This is a genomic window from Paenibacillus sp. FJAT-27812 (assembly GCF_001273905.1).
Taxonomy (GTDB): Bacteria; Bacillota; Bacilli; order Paenibacillales; family Paenibacillaceae; genus Pristimantibacillus.
The window spans coordinates 2,384,250-2,400,627 of sequence record NZ_LIGH01000001.1; the positions used below are offsets into that span (position 1 = coordinate 2,384,250).

Consider the following 16,378-nt stretch of genomic DNA (forward strand, 5'->3'; position numbering starts at 1 on the left):
GAACGCCTTCTTTCAAAAGTAAGATACGCCGGTTAGAGGAGCTAGGGCTGATCATGTAACATTTTACCCCTCGCTTTCTGGTACCGTCAATCGCCTATATATGACATGTTGCGATAGGATGTCTGCTGGCTTGCAGCGCCAAAATAAAAAAAGCCCAGCCGGAAAACCGGATGGGCTCGCTAAAAAAAGGGGGGATACGATGCTGCTGCATAAAGGAGAAGCGTTGTTCCATCAAGGGGAGAGCGGCTCGCTCTTTCACCTGAGGAGCGGCTTGCTCAAGATCGTCCGCGTGCATGAGGATGGCAGTCCGTTTCTTGTTAATATTATCGTGCCTGACGAAATGATCCCGCATCACTCGTTGATCAGCCCTATGCCCTATCATGGAACGGCGATAGCGCTCGTCACAAGCGAGGTGGATATGGTATCGCCTCAACAATGGTACGAGGAGCTAAGGCAAAGCGCTGAGAAAAGCCGCGAGGTCGCCCTTCTCCTTCAAAGCAAGCTGAGAATGATGCAGCAGCGAATCGACCAACTTACCCAAGTCGCGCCCGTTGATAAGCTGGGCAAGCTTCAAGGTTGGTTCGCGGATTACATTGGTCCCGCCGCAATCACGGATGTACTGACGCAGGATGAGATTGGACAGCTTATCGGCCTCCGCCGCGAAACGGTTAATCGGCTGCTGCGCGCGCAATCAAAGTAAATTTAACCTATGAATTCTAGACTTGTGCCGTGCTTTGCTCAAGACTAGCAGCAGGGCCGAAAAACTCGAAATGAATATCCGATTCCGGGATGCCCCACTGGCGAAGCGAATGATTGATCGTAGCCATGAACGGTGTTGGTCCGCAGAAGTAAAAGGCAGCGTTCTTCTCCGGAATGACCGTTTGCAGCCATGGCAGATCAATATAGCCCTCTTTATGAAAATGCTGCTGAATGTAGTCGCTTGAGGTCGGTTTCCCGTAGCAGTAGTAGACAGAAAGCTGCGGATGCTTGCTTGCAAGCTGATTCACTTGCAATCTCATGGCGTGGGCATCACCGTTCTGAGCAGCATGTATGAAGGTGACCGGACGCTCGGGATAGCGCTCAACGAGCGTATTCAGCATGCTGAGCATAGGCGTCAAGCCGACTCCCCCGCTAAGCAGCACCACGGGGCGTTCATCTGCCGTATTCAGCGTGAAATCACCCGCTGGAGCCGACAGCCACAAAGTCGCGCCCTCGTCTACATGGTTGTGCAAATAGGTGGATACTTGGCCAGCGCTGCGATCTGATGCGCCATCCTCGCGTTTCACCGAAATCCGGTAATAGGATTTCCCGGAAGCATCGGATAAGCTATACTGCCGGATTTGTGTGTGCTCCGCGCCTTCCTGATCGATTTTGACGCTTATATACTGGCCTGGCTCAAAGCTTGCTAACGCACCGCCATCCTCTGGGACCAAATAGAAAGAAGCAATGACTTCGCTCTCCTTCTCCTTCCGCTCCACGCGAAACGCGCGAAAGCCTTCCCATCCGCCTGCTTGCGTATGCGCCTCCGTATACATCTCTTTCTCGATGCTGATAAAAGCGTCCGCAATAATGCCGTATGCCTCTTCCCACGCATTTAAAATATCATCCGTAGCCGCTTCACCCAGCACATCCTTAATGGCCATAAGCAAATATGTGCCGACAACGGGGTAATGCTCGGGTTTGACGCCTAGACTGCGGTGCTTATGCCCGATTTGCTTCACGACGGGAATGATAGCCGCGAGGTTGTCGATATGGAGCGCAGCTGCATAAACGGCATTGGCGAGCGCGGTTTGCTGTCTGCCCTGCTTCTGGTTAGCGTGATTGAATAGATTCATCAGCTCAGGATGATTGGTGAACAGCAGTTGATAGAAGCGTTTCGTAATCGTTACACCGTGAACCTCCAGTACGGGTACCGTTGATTTAATGATTTGAACCGAGTGCGCGCTTAACATGTGTAACCCCTCCAGCGTCTTATTGAATAAGCCAAGTATAGCCGCAGAAATCGCCTAGCCTTGTGATCAAGATCACAGCAATTCGCAACAAGTTGTGACAGCAGAAGAGCTTCTGGCGGAGGGGGAAATGGGGTTCGTCCTAAATGGGGGCTGGAAAAAAAGCGCTTTCGGGTATTGACAGTATTTTGAACCGATGGTAAAGTGACTAATATATTTTACGAGAGGAGGATTGCGTTACATGAACATTCACATTGATTTTCACCCAACTGCTGCAATGAACAACGGTTTGAACATGAATAACGTAATCCATCCGCGCGTCGTTTCTCCTTGATCAAGGATATTCCGATCATTAGAGGCGCATGGTTACGTCACTGTAATCATGCGCCTTTTTTATGTGTGCGGGACACGGCCGTTTTCTAGGCTGCGTTTGGCAAGATGAAGAAGCGTGTCGTTACGGCGACACGCTTCTTTTTTTGCAAATATAGGTGATTATTATTAATTGTGCACCTCTATTTCAACGCATAACGAGCTTCGGCCGCGTAAAGCCGAAGACATCCGTTTGCGCTTATTTCGGGAATAAATTGAAGGTTAACGATGTATGGATGGATAGCGGAAGGTGTGGTAGAGAAGCATGTTTAGTGTACTCAAAAAATTAAGCTGGTTTTTCAAAATGAACTGGAAGCGTTATACGCTGGCCATTTCACTCCTTATTTTTACAGGCTTTATCGATGTCATTCCCCCATGGCTGATCGGCTACACGATTGATGGCATTCATCAGGATTTGCTTGGGCAGGCAGAGTTTAATCGCATCCTGTACAGCTGGATCGCGCTTACGGTAGTTGGTTACGGCATCACGTACATATGGCATTACAAGCTGTTTGGCGGGGCATTCGTGCTGGAGAAGCTGTTGAGATCGCGGCTGATGGGCCATTTTCTGCGGATGACTCCGACCTTCTATGAACGCAATCGGACGGGCGATCTAATGGCGCGCTCAACCAATGACCTTGGAGCGGTAGCGCAAACAGCGGGCTTTGGTATTTTGACATTGATCGATTCGACTTTGTTTATGATTACGATTCTAATCGTCATGGCGGGGCTCATCAGCGTGAAGCTCACGCTTGCTGCCTTGCTGCCGCTGCCGCTTATGGCACTGGCGATGAAGCATTATGGCAAGAAAATCCACGAGCGGTTTATGGATGCGCAGGACGCATTCGGCGATTTGAACGATCAGGTGCTGGAATCGGTATCGGGCGTACGGGTCATTAGAGCCTTTGTGCAGGAAGAAGCAAGCGAGGCGCGCTTTAGCGCCAAAACCAATGAAGTATTGGACAAAAATATCGCCGTAGCGCGTATCGACGCGTTGTTTGAGCCAACGATGAAAATACTTGTCGGACTCAGCTATCTGATCGGCCTGTGTTATGGCGGCTACCTCGTGTTCCATAACGAAATTACACTTGGTGAATTGGTATCCTTCAACGTATTCCTCGGGATGCTGATCTGGCCGATGTTCGCCATTGGCGAGCTCATTAACATTATGCAGCGCGGCAATGCTTCTCTGGATCGTGTCAACGAGACGCTTGGCTACAAGCCGGATGTTGCCGACGCAAATGTGCCGGTGCATGTCGAGGAGCCATCCTCGCTGCAATTCCGTAATGTGACGTTCCGCTATCCTACTTCTACGACGGATAACCTCGGCGATGTTTCCTTTAAGCTTCATCAAGGGCAGACGCTTGGGATCGTCGGAAGAACCGGCAGCGGCAAAACGACGCTGCTGAAGCAGCTTCTGCGCGAGTATCCGCTTGGCCGGGGCGAAATCAGCGTATCCGGCACATCGCTCGGCAGCTTGAAGATCGATGACTTGCTTGGCTGGATCGGTTATGTGCCGCAGCAGCCGATTTTGTTCTCGAAGACGATTCGCGAAAATATATTTTTTGGCCTCAAAGAGGGTACTGACGAGGATTTGCAGCGGGCGCTTGAGCGCGCTTCGTTCGCGAAGGATATCAAGTTCCTGCCTGATGGGCTGGAAACGATGGTTGGCGAGCGTGGCGTTGCATTATCCGGCGGTCAGAAGCAGCGCGTCAGCATTGCGCGTGCGCTCATCGCTGATCCGGAGATCCTGCTGATGGACGATGCTTTGTCGGCGGTTGACGGGAAGACGGAAGCCGAAATTATTGAAGGCATCCGTACGGAAAGAGCAGGCAAGACGACGCTCATTACAACGCATCGCTTATCGGCGGTGCAGCATGCGGACTGGATTATCGTCCTTGATGACGGACGGATCGTGCAGGAAGGCACGCATGAGCAATTGCTGGAGCAAGGCGGCTGGTATCGCGAGCAATATGATCGCCAGCAGCTAGAGGCCATTATTGAAACGTAATAAAATGGAGGCGTGAAGGACAATGGGCAATACAGGAAAACGATTGTTTCAATACGCCATGCTTTATAAGAAACCGATTCTGCTGGCGCTTTTGCTGCTCGTGCTTGCGGTATGCGCAGAGCTTGCAGGACCGTTGATTGCGAAACGGATGATCGACCAAAACATTCTCGGCATCGAGAAGAAATGGCATGAGGTCGAGGCAGAGCAGCAATATGCGGTTCTTTATAAAGATAAATGGTATAAGCGCGAGGATCACTTTGCCGCTGGCGCTGGGGAGCAGAAGGGTAAAGAGGTTCGCGTGCTTCAAGTGGGACGCCAATTTTATTGGCTGGACGGGGCGCTTAAGTCCGAGGAAGGCAAGCGCGTCGTAGAGGGGAATACCCTGAGTGTGACAAACAAGGATACGGGAGAGACCGTTACTTATCCGGTATCGAAGCTGAGCAAGCAGGAGCTTTATTCCTTCTATAAACCGGAGTTTCCATCATTAATGAAGCTGGCGTTTATGTATTTTGGCTTTTTGCTATTGGTTGCGGTGTTCACGTATGGGCAGCGGCTTATGCTGCAAACGTCGGCGAACCGGATCGTACGCAAGATGCGTACCGATATTTTCGCGCACACGCAGCGGCTGCCGGTGAACTACTACGATAACTTGTCGGCCGGGCAGGTCGTCTCGCGCGTAACGAATGATACGGAAGCTATCCGCGAGCTTTATGTCGCGGTGCTGGCGAATTTTTTCACGGGCATTATTTATATGGTAGCTATTTACGGTGCTTTGTTCTTATTGGATGTGCGCCTAGCGCTATTAGCGCTGCCGCTGGTGCCAATCCTTATCGTTTGGATTATCGTTTACCGGAAGTACGCGGCTCGTTATAACCGGATTATTCGCTCGAAGCTGAGTGAAATTAACGGGATGATCAATGAGTCGATTCAAGGGATGACGATCATTCAGGCGTTCCGCCGCCAGAAGGAGACGACTAAGGAATTCGAAGAGATGAACGAGTACTATTACAAGTATCAAAATAAGCTGCTCAGCCTCAATTCGATTACGTCTCATAATCTGGTTAACGTCATACGGAACATTTTGTTCCTTATCGTCCTTTGGATGTTCTGGGGCGACTCGCTCCGCGCGGCGGTATCGGTCGGCGTGCTCTACGCATTCGTCGATTACATGAACCGGATGTTTGCGCCGATTGTCGGGATCGTGAACCAGCTATCCAATTTGGAGACGGCGCGGGTGTCCGCAGAGCGTGTCTTCAAGCTGATGGATGAGGAAGGAATCGATGTAGTACCGGGCAAGATGGAGCGCTATAAAGGCGATGTTAAGTTCGACGATGTTTCGTTTGCTTACAAGAAGGATGAATATGTGCTGAAGCATATTTCCTTCCATGCACGCCAAGGCGAGACCGTAGCGCTTGTAGGCCATACCGGCTCAGGCAAAAGCTCGATTCTGAACCTGCTGTTCCGTTTCTATGATTCGAACGAGGGCAAGATCATCGTGGACGGTACGGATGTGCAGGACATTCCGAAGCAGCATCTTCGCCAGCATATGGGCATCGTGCTGCAGGACCCGTTCCTGTTCACGGGAACGATCGCATCGAATATCAGCCTTGATAATCCGGCGATTAGCCGGGAGAAGATCGAGCAGTCGCTCCGCGATGTCGGCGCGTACGAGATGTTCAGCCAGCTGAAGGGCGGCATCGATGCACCTGTTATTGAGAAGGGAAGCACACTGTCTGCCGGTCAGCGGCAGTTGATCTCGTTCGCGAGAGCACTCGCTTATGATCCCGCGATTCTCATACTCGATGAAGCGACAGCAAGCATTGATACCGAGACGGAAGCGATCATTCAAGACGCGCTTAATGTGCTGAAGAAGGGCCGCACGACCTTCGTTATCGCGCATCGTCTGTCGACGATTCGAAATGCCGATCAAATTCTCGTGCTTGACCGCGGCGTTATCGTCGAGCGTGGCAACCATGATGAACTAATGGAGCACCAAGGCAAATATTACGCCATGTATCAGCTGCAGCTAGGCGCAGCTTTACCGGCATAAACAAAACGGCTAAGCGGGAGTAAATCCCGCTTAGCCGTTTTTTATTTTGCGGTGCTAGGTTTTGAAGCGGCCGACAGCCTCATTCAAGCTTGCTGCCAAATTGCGAAGCTGCTCGGACGAGCTTGCGACCTCCTGCATGGAGGCAAGCTGCTCTTCGGATGCGGCAGCGACGCGCTGCGAATTGCCTGCGGCGCTTGCCGTTATCGTCTCCAGCTCATCCAGCGAAGCGGCGATTTGCTCGCTGCCAGCCGACATTTGCTCTGACGCAGCCGACACTTCCTGAACCTGGCTGGACACCTCGCGGATGGACGATACGATCGCCCGGAAGGATTCGCCGGCTTGGCTCGAAATGGTTGAGCCGACCCGCGCTGCTTCAACGGATTGCTCCATGGAGGAGACAGCCGCCGAGGTATGGCTTCCGATGCTGTAGAGAATAGTGCCGATTTGCTCGGATGATTCCTTTGAGCGTTCAGCGAGCTTGCGGATTTCATGGGCAACGACGGCGAAGCCCTTGCCATGTTCGCCGGCACGCGCCGCTTCTATTGAGGCATTAAGTGCAAGCAGGTTCGTTTGATTCGCGACATCGCCGATCAATGCGAGAATGTTGCCGATCTTGTCGCTTTGCTCTTTCAATTCCTGCAGGGTAGATACCGTTTCGCCAACATTGGACTCAATGGCCTGCATTTGCTTCAGCGTCTGATCGATGACCGCTTCGCCGCCGGATGCAAGCGCTGTGGTATCGGCTGCAAGCTCCGATACCGATGAGGACGATTCTGCAATCCGCTGAATGCCGATCGTCATTTCGGTCATGGCGCGCTGGCATTCTTGGAAGCTTTGAAGCTGCGTTTCGGAGCCGGAAGCAACCTCTTGTATAGCCTCCGTTACCTCTTCGGTCGCCCGCGAGGTTTGCTCCGCGCTTTGCTGCATATTGGACGCCGAGCCTGCCAGCTCTCCTGAGGTGGTGCGGATATTGCTCGTAAGGAGGCGCAGGCTTGCAATCATTTCGTTAAACGCGGTTGAGACCTGGGCGATTTCGTTGCCGCCTTTGACAGGGACGGATAGCGTCAAATCACCTTTCGCCGCGAGCGAGGATACTTCAGCCAGTCGTTTGAGCGGCTTCAGCGTCAATCGAATCAGTACGACGATAATAAGAATGGCAATAGCGGAAAACAGGGCGGAAATGCCGATGCTTTTCCATAGCATAGCTGTCAAAGCCTTGTCGATTTGCCCGTAATCGACGTCGACGCCGAACAAGCCGATAACCTTGCCGCCAGGGTCTTTGAGCCTTGCTAAATAAGAAATCCATTGGCCGTATTCATCTACGACTACATCAGTCAAAGACGAGCCCTTCTCAAATGCTTCATCCACTTTGGCGGCGAATGCGGGATCCATCTCATATTCGGCTCCTGGCACAAGACCCGCGGCGGATAACGCTTCATTGCTTTGCATCATCACTAGACTTTTTTTACCGTCCCGTTCAACGATATCAGGCATGTACACATAAGCGTTGGTGATGATATCGTTTTTGGTCATGACGTCCAGCTGCAGCTTGAACAGCTTGAATGTTTCATTGTTGGTATCATTGCCAGCGGTCACCTCGTTATAGCCAAACGTAAGCAGATTATGGCCGGCCTCCATTTGATAGCTGAGCGTTTCGCCTATCCGTTCGATCTCGGATAAGTACGATTTTTTCTGCGTGCTGTAAGATAGGTACTCGGTAACGCCAATCACAATAACCAAAAGAAGCGCTAATACAATCGAACTGGTAAGGACTAAGCTTTTGTCTTTGATTCGCAACATGCAATCACACCTCTTAATGTAAAGTTATGTAGTATATCGTCGAAAACTGTCGATAAATGTAGATGAATTATTAAATCCAAAATCATACAAATTCAACCGAATAATCCTCCATAACAATAACAAACATCTATTAGAAAAATACTTGGCAGGGTGTTAGAAAAGTATTCAATTAAAGAATCTAATAAAAGGAAAATAACCACATTAATCCAGTCTTCAGCCAACTTTCAGCGGGCGTTAAAGGAGGTTTAAGCATTGCTGGTTAAGATAGGACCTGTAACAACAAATCGAAAGCGAAAGGTGGAACCTATCTTGAAGAGAGCAAAAGCAATAACAGCAGGTGCAATCGCACTTACGCTGACCATTGGCGGCGGAGGCTTGTGGGCGAGCCAATATGTAAATGCGGCAACGGCCAGCAGCAGCGACAAGCAGCTTGAGCAGCGTGCGAAAGCAGAAAATACTGCGGTTAAGAAGGATCGTGCGGGCAAGCGCGGCGGATTCGGCCACGGCTTTGAACAGATACAAGAACAGCTGTTAACGTACTTAGGGTTAGAGGAAGAGGCACTTCAAACGAAGCTCCAAACGTTGACGCTGGCGGAGATTGCGACCCAGCAAGGGAAAACCAGAGAAGAGCTGAAGACGAAGCTTGTAGCGTGGCTTGAAGCGGCAGAAGCTGCTGCGGAAGCAGACGATGCGGACAAGCAGCCTGCTTCTGATAAGCAGCTAACAAAGCCGGATGCATCGACCATTGCGGACAAGCTGCTTGATTCGAAAGGCTTCGGCATGGGGAAGCATGGCGGCGGAGAGCGCGGATTTGGCAAAAACCTAGATGCAGCGGCTGCGGCGCTTGGCCTCACGGTGGAAGAGCTGCGGGCTGAACAAGAGGCTGGCAAGACGATTGCAGCTATCGCTGCCGAGAAAAAAATTGATGTGCAGGCGGTTATAACGGCACTGGTAAGTGACCGGAAGACGAAGCTGGCAGAGGAACTGGCAGCAGGAACGATCACACAAGAACAATACGATACGGAGATCGCGGAAGCGGTTGATCATGCGACCCAGCAAGTTAATGGCGTGCTGCCGCAGCGTAGCGAAGGCGGCGGCTTTGGACGAAATCTGGACGAGATTGCCGCGGCGCTTAGCTTGACGGCAGATGAACTGAAGGCAGAGCTGGACGCAGGCAAGACGATTGCAGCAGTGGCTGCGGAGAAGGGTGTTGCGCTCCAAACGCTAATCGATTTGCAGGTAAAGGATCAAAAAGCAAAGCTTGCTGAGCAATTGGCAGCCGGAACGATCACACAGGAGCAGTACGATACGAGGCTGGCAGCTGCAGTCGAGCATGCCACTGAGCATGTGAACGGCGAGCTGCCGGCGCGTGGTGAAGGGGGCAGAGGCGGTAAGGGGCCTCGCGGCGATCGTCATGATGGAGCTGCTGCGAAGGAGCAGCCGGCGACTGATGCCGCCGGCTCCTCAGCTTCAACTGCATAGAATAGAAAAGGAGCAGCGTTCCAAGGTTTGGCCTTGGAGCGCTGCTCCTTTGTGTGTGGTGCTTCATTTTCCCGCATTAGCCGGTTTTTTTAAGCATAAGCGCAAGCTCCTGCGGCGGCACAGGTTTGCTGAATAGATAGCCTTGCAGCTCATCGCAGTTCAGATCGGTGCAGAACTGCGATTCGGCAGCCGTCTCGACGCCTTCCGCAACAACCTTCATGTTCATACTGTGCACAAGCTCAATAATGGCTTTGACGATGGACGATTTTTTCTCGTCATCCACAATGCCCTGAATAAAGGAGCGGTCTAGCTTCACGTCGGATATCGGCAAACGCTGCAATTGATTCAAGGAAGAGTAGCCCGTTCCGAAATCATCGATTGAAATTTGAATGCCAAGCCCCCGCAGGAACCGAATGGTTTCAATGACCTGATCCAAGTTCCGCATAAATACGCCCTCCGTTATTTCAAGGCTGACATATTGGGCCTCGAGCCCGGTATCCTTTAATGCCCCAACGATCATCTCTGACAAGTGGCCTTGGTAAAAATGTCGCGCCGAAATGTTTACAGATACGCATATGCGCTGCAAACCCGCGTCCTGCCAAGCTTTGTTCTGGCGGCAGGCCTCGCGGAAAACCCAGCTGTCGATATCGAGGATAAACCCGGACTGCTCGGCGAGCGGAATAAACTTATCCGGCGGTATCATGCCCAGCTCCGGATGCCGCCAGCGTATCAGCGCCTCGATTCCGCAAAGCTCGCCGGTTGCTGCGTTTATTTTCGGCTGGTAGTGCAGCGAAAACTGATTTTCTTTAAGCGCATGGTACAGGCCGTTCTCGAGCTGCATCTTCTCTGTCATCGCGTTAACGAGCGTTGGCATAAAGAAACGATAACAGCCGTCACCCTGCTCCTTGGCGTTGTACATGGCAATATCGGCATTGCGGATGATGGTATCCATATCGCCGCCATCCTGCGGATATACGCTGATTCCGACGCTTACGGTCAAGAAGAGCATGGCGCCATCGATGACAAAGGGCTCATTGAACGAATCGACGACCGCTTGAGCGTTAGAGGCTAGGTCGGCTTCATGCTCATAATAGCCTGCGAACACGAATTCATCGCCGCCCAATCGGAACACGGCGCAGTCGCCGATGGCGGAAGCACCGAAGCGTTCAGCCGCTTTTTGAAGCAAAATATCCCCGACCGCATGGCCTAGCGTATCGTTAATTTGTTTGAAACGGTTAATGTCCGCATACATGACGGCAATCGGTTTATTGATATTCGTATAGTTGGCGAATAAATCTTTGGCATGCAGCGAGAACTGCAACCGATTCGGCAGGCCGGTCAGCATATCGTAGTAAGCAAGCTGGTGCAGCCGCTCCTCCGATTGTTGGAGCATGAAGGCCTGTGCTTCAAGCCTCTCATTATTCCGCTGCGATTCTTGGAACATATGAATTAAGTTCGTCGACATTTGCTTGAAATTCGTAATTAAGGAGTGAACCTCCACAATGCTGCTGGAGGGCCATTCTATCGTATTCATTTGCTTGAGCTTAAGCGGCAAATCCGTCGTCGCTGCGGCTAGCTTCGTTAGGCCGCGTGAGAGCCAGCGATTAATTAAATAAGCAACGATGGCGGTAAAAACGGCGAGTCCTATCAAATAAACGAAATGGGTGAAATATTTTGAGAACAAATAATTTTGATAATTGCTTAGCGGAATTTGAACGTATATATACCATTGGTTCGTCGAAATCGTATCCGAATATACGAAATATCCATCATGCCATGTTTGGGAATGCAGCGAATTCATTTTTACATTAGGCATCGCTACATAGGACTTGGGGCTAATGGACGTTAATTTGCGGTCTTTGGCAAGGTCCAGCGTCTGGCCAATCTCATCCGAATGGTTGGATGCGGCGATGAAATGCTCTGCATTCGTCACCGAAATGTGCAAATCAGCCGGCGTGCCCTCAAGCATGTATTGAAAGAAGCTGACCTGCTCGGGCTCAAGCATGCGAGTGCTGGGCAGCTGCCAATTATCCCATGCCTTTGCGATACGCTCCACTTCAGTCGAGGAGATGCGCTGCGCATACAAGCTAACCTCCTTAAAGGAGCTTAAGCTGTTCATGAATATATTGAGCAAAAACGAAATGAACACAATGCCGATGGAGAAATGGAACAATACTTTGCTAAAGGAATTGGGCCGGCGCATGTTGAAGGAGTAGCCGCTCCATTTTGGCAGGGGCGTATACTGATAGACAATTTCTGTGAACAAGGCATTGATCATGCCGTTCATCGCGAGTATGGCTGCTACAAGCAGCAAATCCTTTGAGGCGAGCATAGATTCGGTCATGTAAAGGCAGAAGAGGGAAGGTATTCCGATAAGAAGCCAGAACGCGACATCGAGCCCGAAAAGGCGGTTTTTATTTTTACGGAGGAACAGTCCGACTATGGCTGCTTCAAGAAATAAGATGTAATGGGAGACAGGCTCCTCATGCAGAAACGTACCAAGGGCGAGAACAACAGCAGCAATTAAGAGCCCTGGCCAATAGCCGAATAAGCGCAAGCCAAGCAGCACGAACAAGCTCGTAAATGAAAAGGTAATCCCATATAAAAAATGAAAATGGTTCGATTCAGCCGCTAGCGCTAGAAGCATGCATATGGCAAATGCGAAAACAACCGTCACTTGTTTGTTGCGTGGCTGATCGAATGGTTTACTCACCTGCTGCGGCCTCCTGAAATTGTGACAAAAACCGTTTAGTTTAGAGCTTGCAAACCGTGGCCTTTTTTCAAAAGATACGGTGTATCGCTCATTTCCACTATTATTCGACAATAGCCTCTGTAATCCTTTTTCCTACAGGCAAATGCCGCTATTGAATCGAATGCCCCGCATTTATTTCCAAAATATGTTCACGAACTATTCATAATTCGAGCGTTGATTTGCACATATTTGTTTGATATAGTTCTATTGTGAAACTATTCTATAATAGAATTAATTTAGCGGTCATTTGATGGCTGTATTTTAGGGAGGACACCAGAGTGGATGATCGAGCATTATTGAAACAAATCATCGATCGCTACGAGGCAGCCAATTTTGTCGTTAATCGTAGGCTAAACGCGATGTTCCGCGAGCTGATGCCGCATGATCTGACCGTTGACCAATTTACCGTTATGCGCTATTTGCGAACGCGGGATAAGAGCACCTCTTCCGAATTAGCGGATATATTTTGCGTAGGCAAAAGCTCGATAACCGCGATCATTAACAGGCTATTTGGCAAAAATTTGATTACAAGGCTGCCTGATGAGAAGGACCGCCGCGTCATTTATTTGGCGCTTACCGAGGAAGGCAATCGGTTGTGCGACGGAATGGAGGATAAGATTCAAGTGCTTCTAGCCAAATACATTAAACATTTTGACGAGCAGGAGGCGCTTGATTTTATAACGACCTTCGAGAAGCTGGCGAAGGAAATGATGCAATCTTAGTCTTATTCTATTGGAGGGAATACAGAGATGAGAACCGTACTGAAATTTAGATGGGTGGTTCTGGCGCTGTGGCTCGTTGCTGCAGTAGGGCTGATGCTCAGCGCGCCAGGCATGGAAGAGCTTGTGCGCACGAAAGGGCAAATTAATGTTCCTGACGGCTACTCATCGACCATGGCAAACGAACTGGAAAAAGCAATCGGAGAGAAAGACGGCGCCAGCTCAAGCAGCGGCATGGCGACTGTCCTCGTTTTTCACAAAGAGGGCGGCTTATCAGATACTGATTTAGCCGAGGTAAAGAGCGGCATTAATAAGCTGAAGAGCGAAGGAGAGGGCATCGGCGTTCTTTCGGTCACGACCCACTTTGATACTAAAGAGCTGGAAGAGCAAATGGTATCGAAGGATGGAAGCACAGTCCTTGCACTTGTTAATGTCGAAGCAGGCGACCGTGAGCTTGTAGAACTGCGCGACGGTCTTTATGAGGCGATTTCCGATGTGAAGGTGGAGCATTATTACACCGGCAATTGGATCATTTCTGAGGATGTCGTGCAAAGCTCCCAAGAAGGGCTTAAGAAAACGGAGTTCATTACGCTTGGCTTTATTTTGATCATCTTATTCGTCGTATTCCGTTCGGCTATCGCGCCGCTAGTACCGCTGGTGGCAGTTGGCTTCACTTACTTAATATCGCAATCGATTATCGCTTACTTAGTCGAATATTTTGATTTTCCGCTCTCTAACTTTACGCAAATATTCCTAGTTGCCGTATTGTTCGGGATTGGAACGGACTATTGTATCTTGCTTATCAGCCGCTTTAAAGAAGAGCTTACGCACAGCGGAGGGGATAAAACGGAAGCGATTATCCAAACCTACCGCACAGCAGGCAGAACCGTATTATTTTCAGGCTTGGCGGTGCTTGTCGGCTTCGCAGCGATTGGCTTCTCAACCTTTATGCTTTACCGCTCTGCGGTAGCTGTTGCTGTCGGGGTTGCCGTGCTTCTTATCGCATTGTTTACGATCGTGCCGTTCTTTATGGCGGTGCTAGGCACGAAGCTGTTTTGGCCGGCCAAAGGCTCCTTGGAGCATAAGCCAAGCAAGCTATGGGGCACAGTCGGCAAATTTTCATTGAAACGTCCATTGTGGGCGCTTATTATTTTGGCGGTCATCATCGTACCGTTCCTGACGGCTTACAAAGGGACGATATCCTTTAACTCGCTTGATGAGATTGGCGACAAATACGATTCGGTCAAAGCGTTTAATATGATTTCGGATAGCTTCGGGCCTGGCGATTCATTGCCGACAACGGTCATTGTCAAGACCGACAAGCCGATGGATACGCCTGAGGGGCTGGCAACGTTGGAGCAAGTGAGCCGTGAGCTTGCGAATACGGGAGGCGTCAAAGCCGTCCGCAGCGCAACTCGCCCAACAGGCGATGTCATGGAGCAATTCCTCGTATCGGATCAAGTCGTTACGCTTGAGGACGGACTTGGCCAGAGCGGTGAAGGCTTAGGCAAAATCGGAGACGGTTTGACCGAGGCAAGCACCGCGCTAAGCAAAAATGCGCCGAAGTTGAACGAGGCGGTTGATGGGGCAGGCCAGCTTGTCGACGGCATGAATGAGCTTAAGGCAGGCATCGTACAGCTTGGCACGGGGCTGAAGCAAATTCAACAGGGGCTGAAGGATGGTTCAGTCGGCGCTGGAGAGCTCAGCGAAGGGCTGAAGCAGGCGCAATCAAGCGCGGAGCAGCTGGCAGGCGCAAGCCGCAAATTGTTAGGCAGCTATGAGCAGCTAGGCGGCGGCCTTGGTCAGTTGACGGGCGCATACAGCGCAATCGCATCTGAGCAAGCGAAGCTGGCTGACGGACTATCGGGCGTGGAGCAGGGCTTATCTGGCCTGCAAGAGAGTTATCCCGAGCTGCAAAACGACGAGAAATTCAAGCAGGCGCTTAGTACGCTTGGTCAGCTTCAACAAGGAGCAGCAGGCATAAGCGGGCAGCTGTCGCAGCTGAATGAGCAGCTTTCCGGCTTATCGTCAGGCATGACGCAGGCTAATGCGGGCTTCCTGCAAGCATCGGAAGGGCAATCGGCGCTTGCGTCAGGTCTTGGCAAGCTGGCTGCCGGACTGGGGGAGCTCCAGAAGGGGATCTCGCAGGCTGCGGCAGGCCAAGGGCAAATCATTTCGAAGCTGCCAAGCGTAACGCAAGGCTTTAACGAGCTGTCGGATGGTCAGAAGGAGCTTCAAGCAGGCTTTGCTTCGTTAAACGATCAGCTCGGCGAGCTCACAAACGGGCTTGATCAAAGCGTTGACGGCTTATCGCAGGTAACGGAAGGATTGAATTCAGCCGGCGGTTACTTGAACGGCCTTGCCGGATCGCCAAATAAGCAAATGACTGGCTGGKATATTCCTGAGGAAGCCATTGCGAACAAGGAGTTCCAGGCTGCGCTCGACGTTTATATGTCGGAGGACCGCCAAACGGCGAAATTCGATGTCGTATTTAGCGGCAACCCATACGCGCAAGAAACGATGGCTGAGATCGACGGGCTGGAAGCAGCCGTTAATCGTGCCATTCAAGGCACGGATTACAGCGGTGCCCAAGTTGCCATCGGCGGCGTTACAAGCATGAACCATGACTTAAGCAACATTTCAAAAGCCGATTACTCACGCACCGTTATTCTGATGCTGATCGGTATCTCCATCATTCTCATTATTTTGTTCCGTTCGATCGTCATGCCGCTTTATATGATCGCATCGCTTCTCGTTACGTTCTATTCCTCGATGGCGATTGCTGAGGTTATATTCGTAAGGCTGCTCGGACAGTCGGGCATCAGCTGGGCAGTGCCGTTCTTCGGCTTCGTCATGCTGGTGGCGCTTGGCATCGACTACAGTATCTTCTTGATGGATCGCTTCAAGGAGTACCGTCATTTGTCTCCAACGCAAGCTATTCTCGAAGCGATGAAAAACATGGGTACCGTCATCATGTCGGCGGCGGTCATTCTCGGCGGAACGTTCGCTGCGATGCTGCCTTCGGGCGTTATGTCGCTCTTGCAAATCGCGACGATCGTGCTTTGCGGACTGTTTATGTACGCGCTGCTGATGCTGCCGTTATTTATACCTGTGATGGTACGCACTTTCGGACCAGCCAACTGGTGGCCGTTTATGGCGCGCAAGCAGGATGGTGAGCAAGGCAACCGCGTCCATGATGGCCAGAGCCTTAAGGGGCACCGCGTGTCGCCGGATTCAACGCATTAA

Annotated in this window: 9 protein-coding genes; 6 read left to right on the top strand and 3 right to left on the bottom strand. The window is 51.0% G+C overall.

All coding sequences use genetic code 11. The annotated features are described in order from the left end of the window. The first annotated feature begins 199 nt into the window (after window positions 1-199). Entirely contained in the window at window positions 200-700 is a 501-nt protein-coding gene (locus ADU23_RS10275) for a Crp/Fnr family transcriptional regulator (RefSeq protein ID WP_053377564.1), read from the top strand. A gap of 16 nt (window positions 701-716) precedes the next feature. Here the strand turns inward: ADU23_RS10275 and hmpA are convergent, their stop codons facing one another. Further along, a complete protein-coding gene (gene hmpA, locus ADU23_RS10280; protein WP_053373659.1) occupies window positions 717-1,952 on the bottom strand; it encodes an NO-inducible flavohemoprotein in 1,236 nt (411 codons plus the stop codon). Between the two features lie 631 nt (window positions 1,953-2,583). On the opposite strand from hmpA, the gene ADU23_RS10285 reads away from it, so the two are divergent. Next, complete coding sequence (locus ADU23_RS10285) at window positions 2,584-4,329, top strand: ABC transporter ATP-binding protein (RefSeq protein WP_053373660.1); 1,746 nt, start codon at window positions 2,584-2,586, stop codon at window positions 4,327-4,329. Between the two features lie 22 nt (window positions 4,330-4,351). Continuing rightward, the gene (locus ADU23_RS10290) at window positions 4,352-6,379 is read left to right on the top strand and encodes an ABC transporter ATP-binding protein (protein ID WP_053373661.1); all 2,028 of its coding nucleotides are present in this window, start codon (window positions 4,352-4,354) and stop codon (window positions 6,377-6,379) included. A gap of 54 nt (window positions 6,380-6,433) precedes the next feature. On the opposite strand, the gene ADU23_RS10295 is transcribed toward ADU23_RS10290, so the two are convergent. Beyond that, window positions 6,434-8,179, bottom strand: a complete 1,746-nt coding sequence (locus tag ADU23_RS10295; protein WP_053373662.1) for a methyl-accepting chemotaxis protein — start codon at window positions 8,177-8,179, stop codon at window positions 6,434-6,436. A gap of 309 nt (window positions 8,180-8,488) precedes the next feature. Between ADU23_RS10295 and ADU23_RS10300 the strand changes: the two genes are divergently transcribed. Continuing rightward, entirely contained in the window at window positions 8,489-9,661 is a 1,173-nt protein-coding gene (locus ADU23_RS10300; protein ID WP_157265715.1) for an SHOCT domain-containing protein, read from the top strand. A gap of 76 nt (window positions 9,662-9,737) precedes the next feature. On the opposite strand, the gene ADU23_RS10305 is transcribed toward ADU23_RS10300, so the two are convergent. Next, window positions 9,738-12,374: a putative bifunctional diguanylate cyclase/phosphodiesterase gene (locus tag ADU23_RS10305; protein WP_053373664.1), complete on the bottom strand. Its 2,637-nt coding sequence runs from the start codon at window positions 12,372-12,374 to the stop codon at window positions 9,738-9,740. A gap of 317 nt (window positions 12,375-12,691) precedes the next feature. Between ADU23_RS10305 and ADU23_RS10310 the strand changes: the two genes are divergently transcribed. Further along, the gene (locus ADU23_RS10310; RefSeq protein ID WP_053373665.1) at window positions 12,692-13,135 is read left to right on the top strand and encodes a MarR family winged helix-turn-helix transcriptional regulator; all 444 of its coding nucleotides are present in this window, start codon (window positions 12,692-12,694) and stop codon (window positions 13,133-13,135) included. A 27-nt stretch (window positions 13,136-13,162) separates the two neighbouring features. Continuing rightward, on the top strand, window positions 13,163-16,378 hold the full coding sequence (locus tag ADU23_RS10315) for an MMPL family transporter (RefSeq protein ID WP_053373666.1): 3,216 nt from the start codon (window positions 13,163-13,165) through the stop codon (window positions 16,376-16,378).

Bases quoted from the DNA above. Each gene is read 5' to 3' on its own strand.
- ADU23_RS10290 (WP_053373661.1), top strand. From the start codon at position 4,352: ATGGGCAATACAGGAAAACGATTGTTTCAATACGCCATGCTTTATAAG.
- ADU23_RS10285 (WP_053373660.1), top strand. From the start codon at position 2,584: ATGTTTAGTGTACTCAAAAAATTAAGCTGGTTTTTCAAAATGAACTGG.
- hmpA (WP_053373659.1), bottom strand. From the start codon at position 1,952: ATGTTAAGCGCGCACTCGGTTCAAATCATTAAATCAACGGTACCCGTA.
- ADU23_RS10275 (WP_053377564.1), top strand. From the start codon at position 200: ATGCTGCTGCATAAAGGAGAAGCGTTGTTCCATCAAGGGGAGAGCGGC.
- ADU23_RS10295 (WP_053373662.1), bottom strand. From the start codon at position 8,179: ATGTTGCGAATCAAAGACAAAAGCTTAGTCCTTACCAGTTCGATTGTA.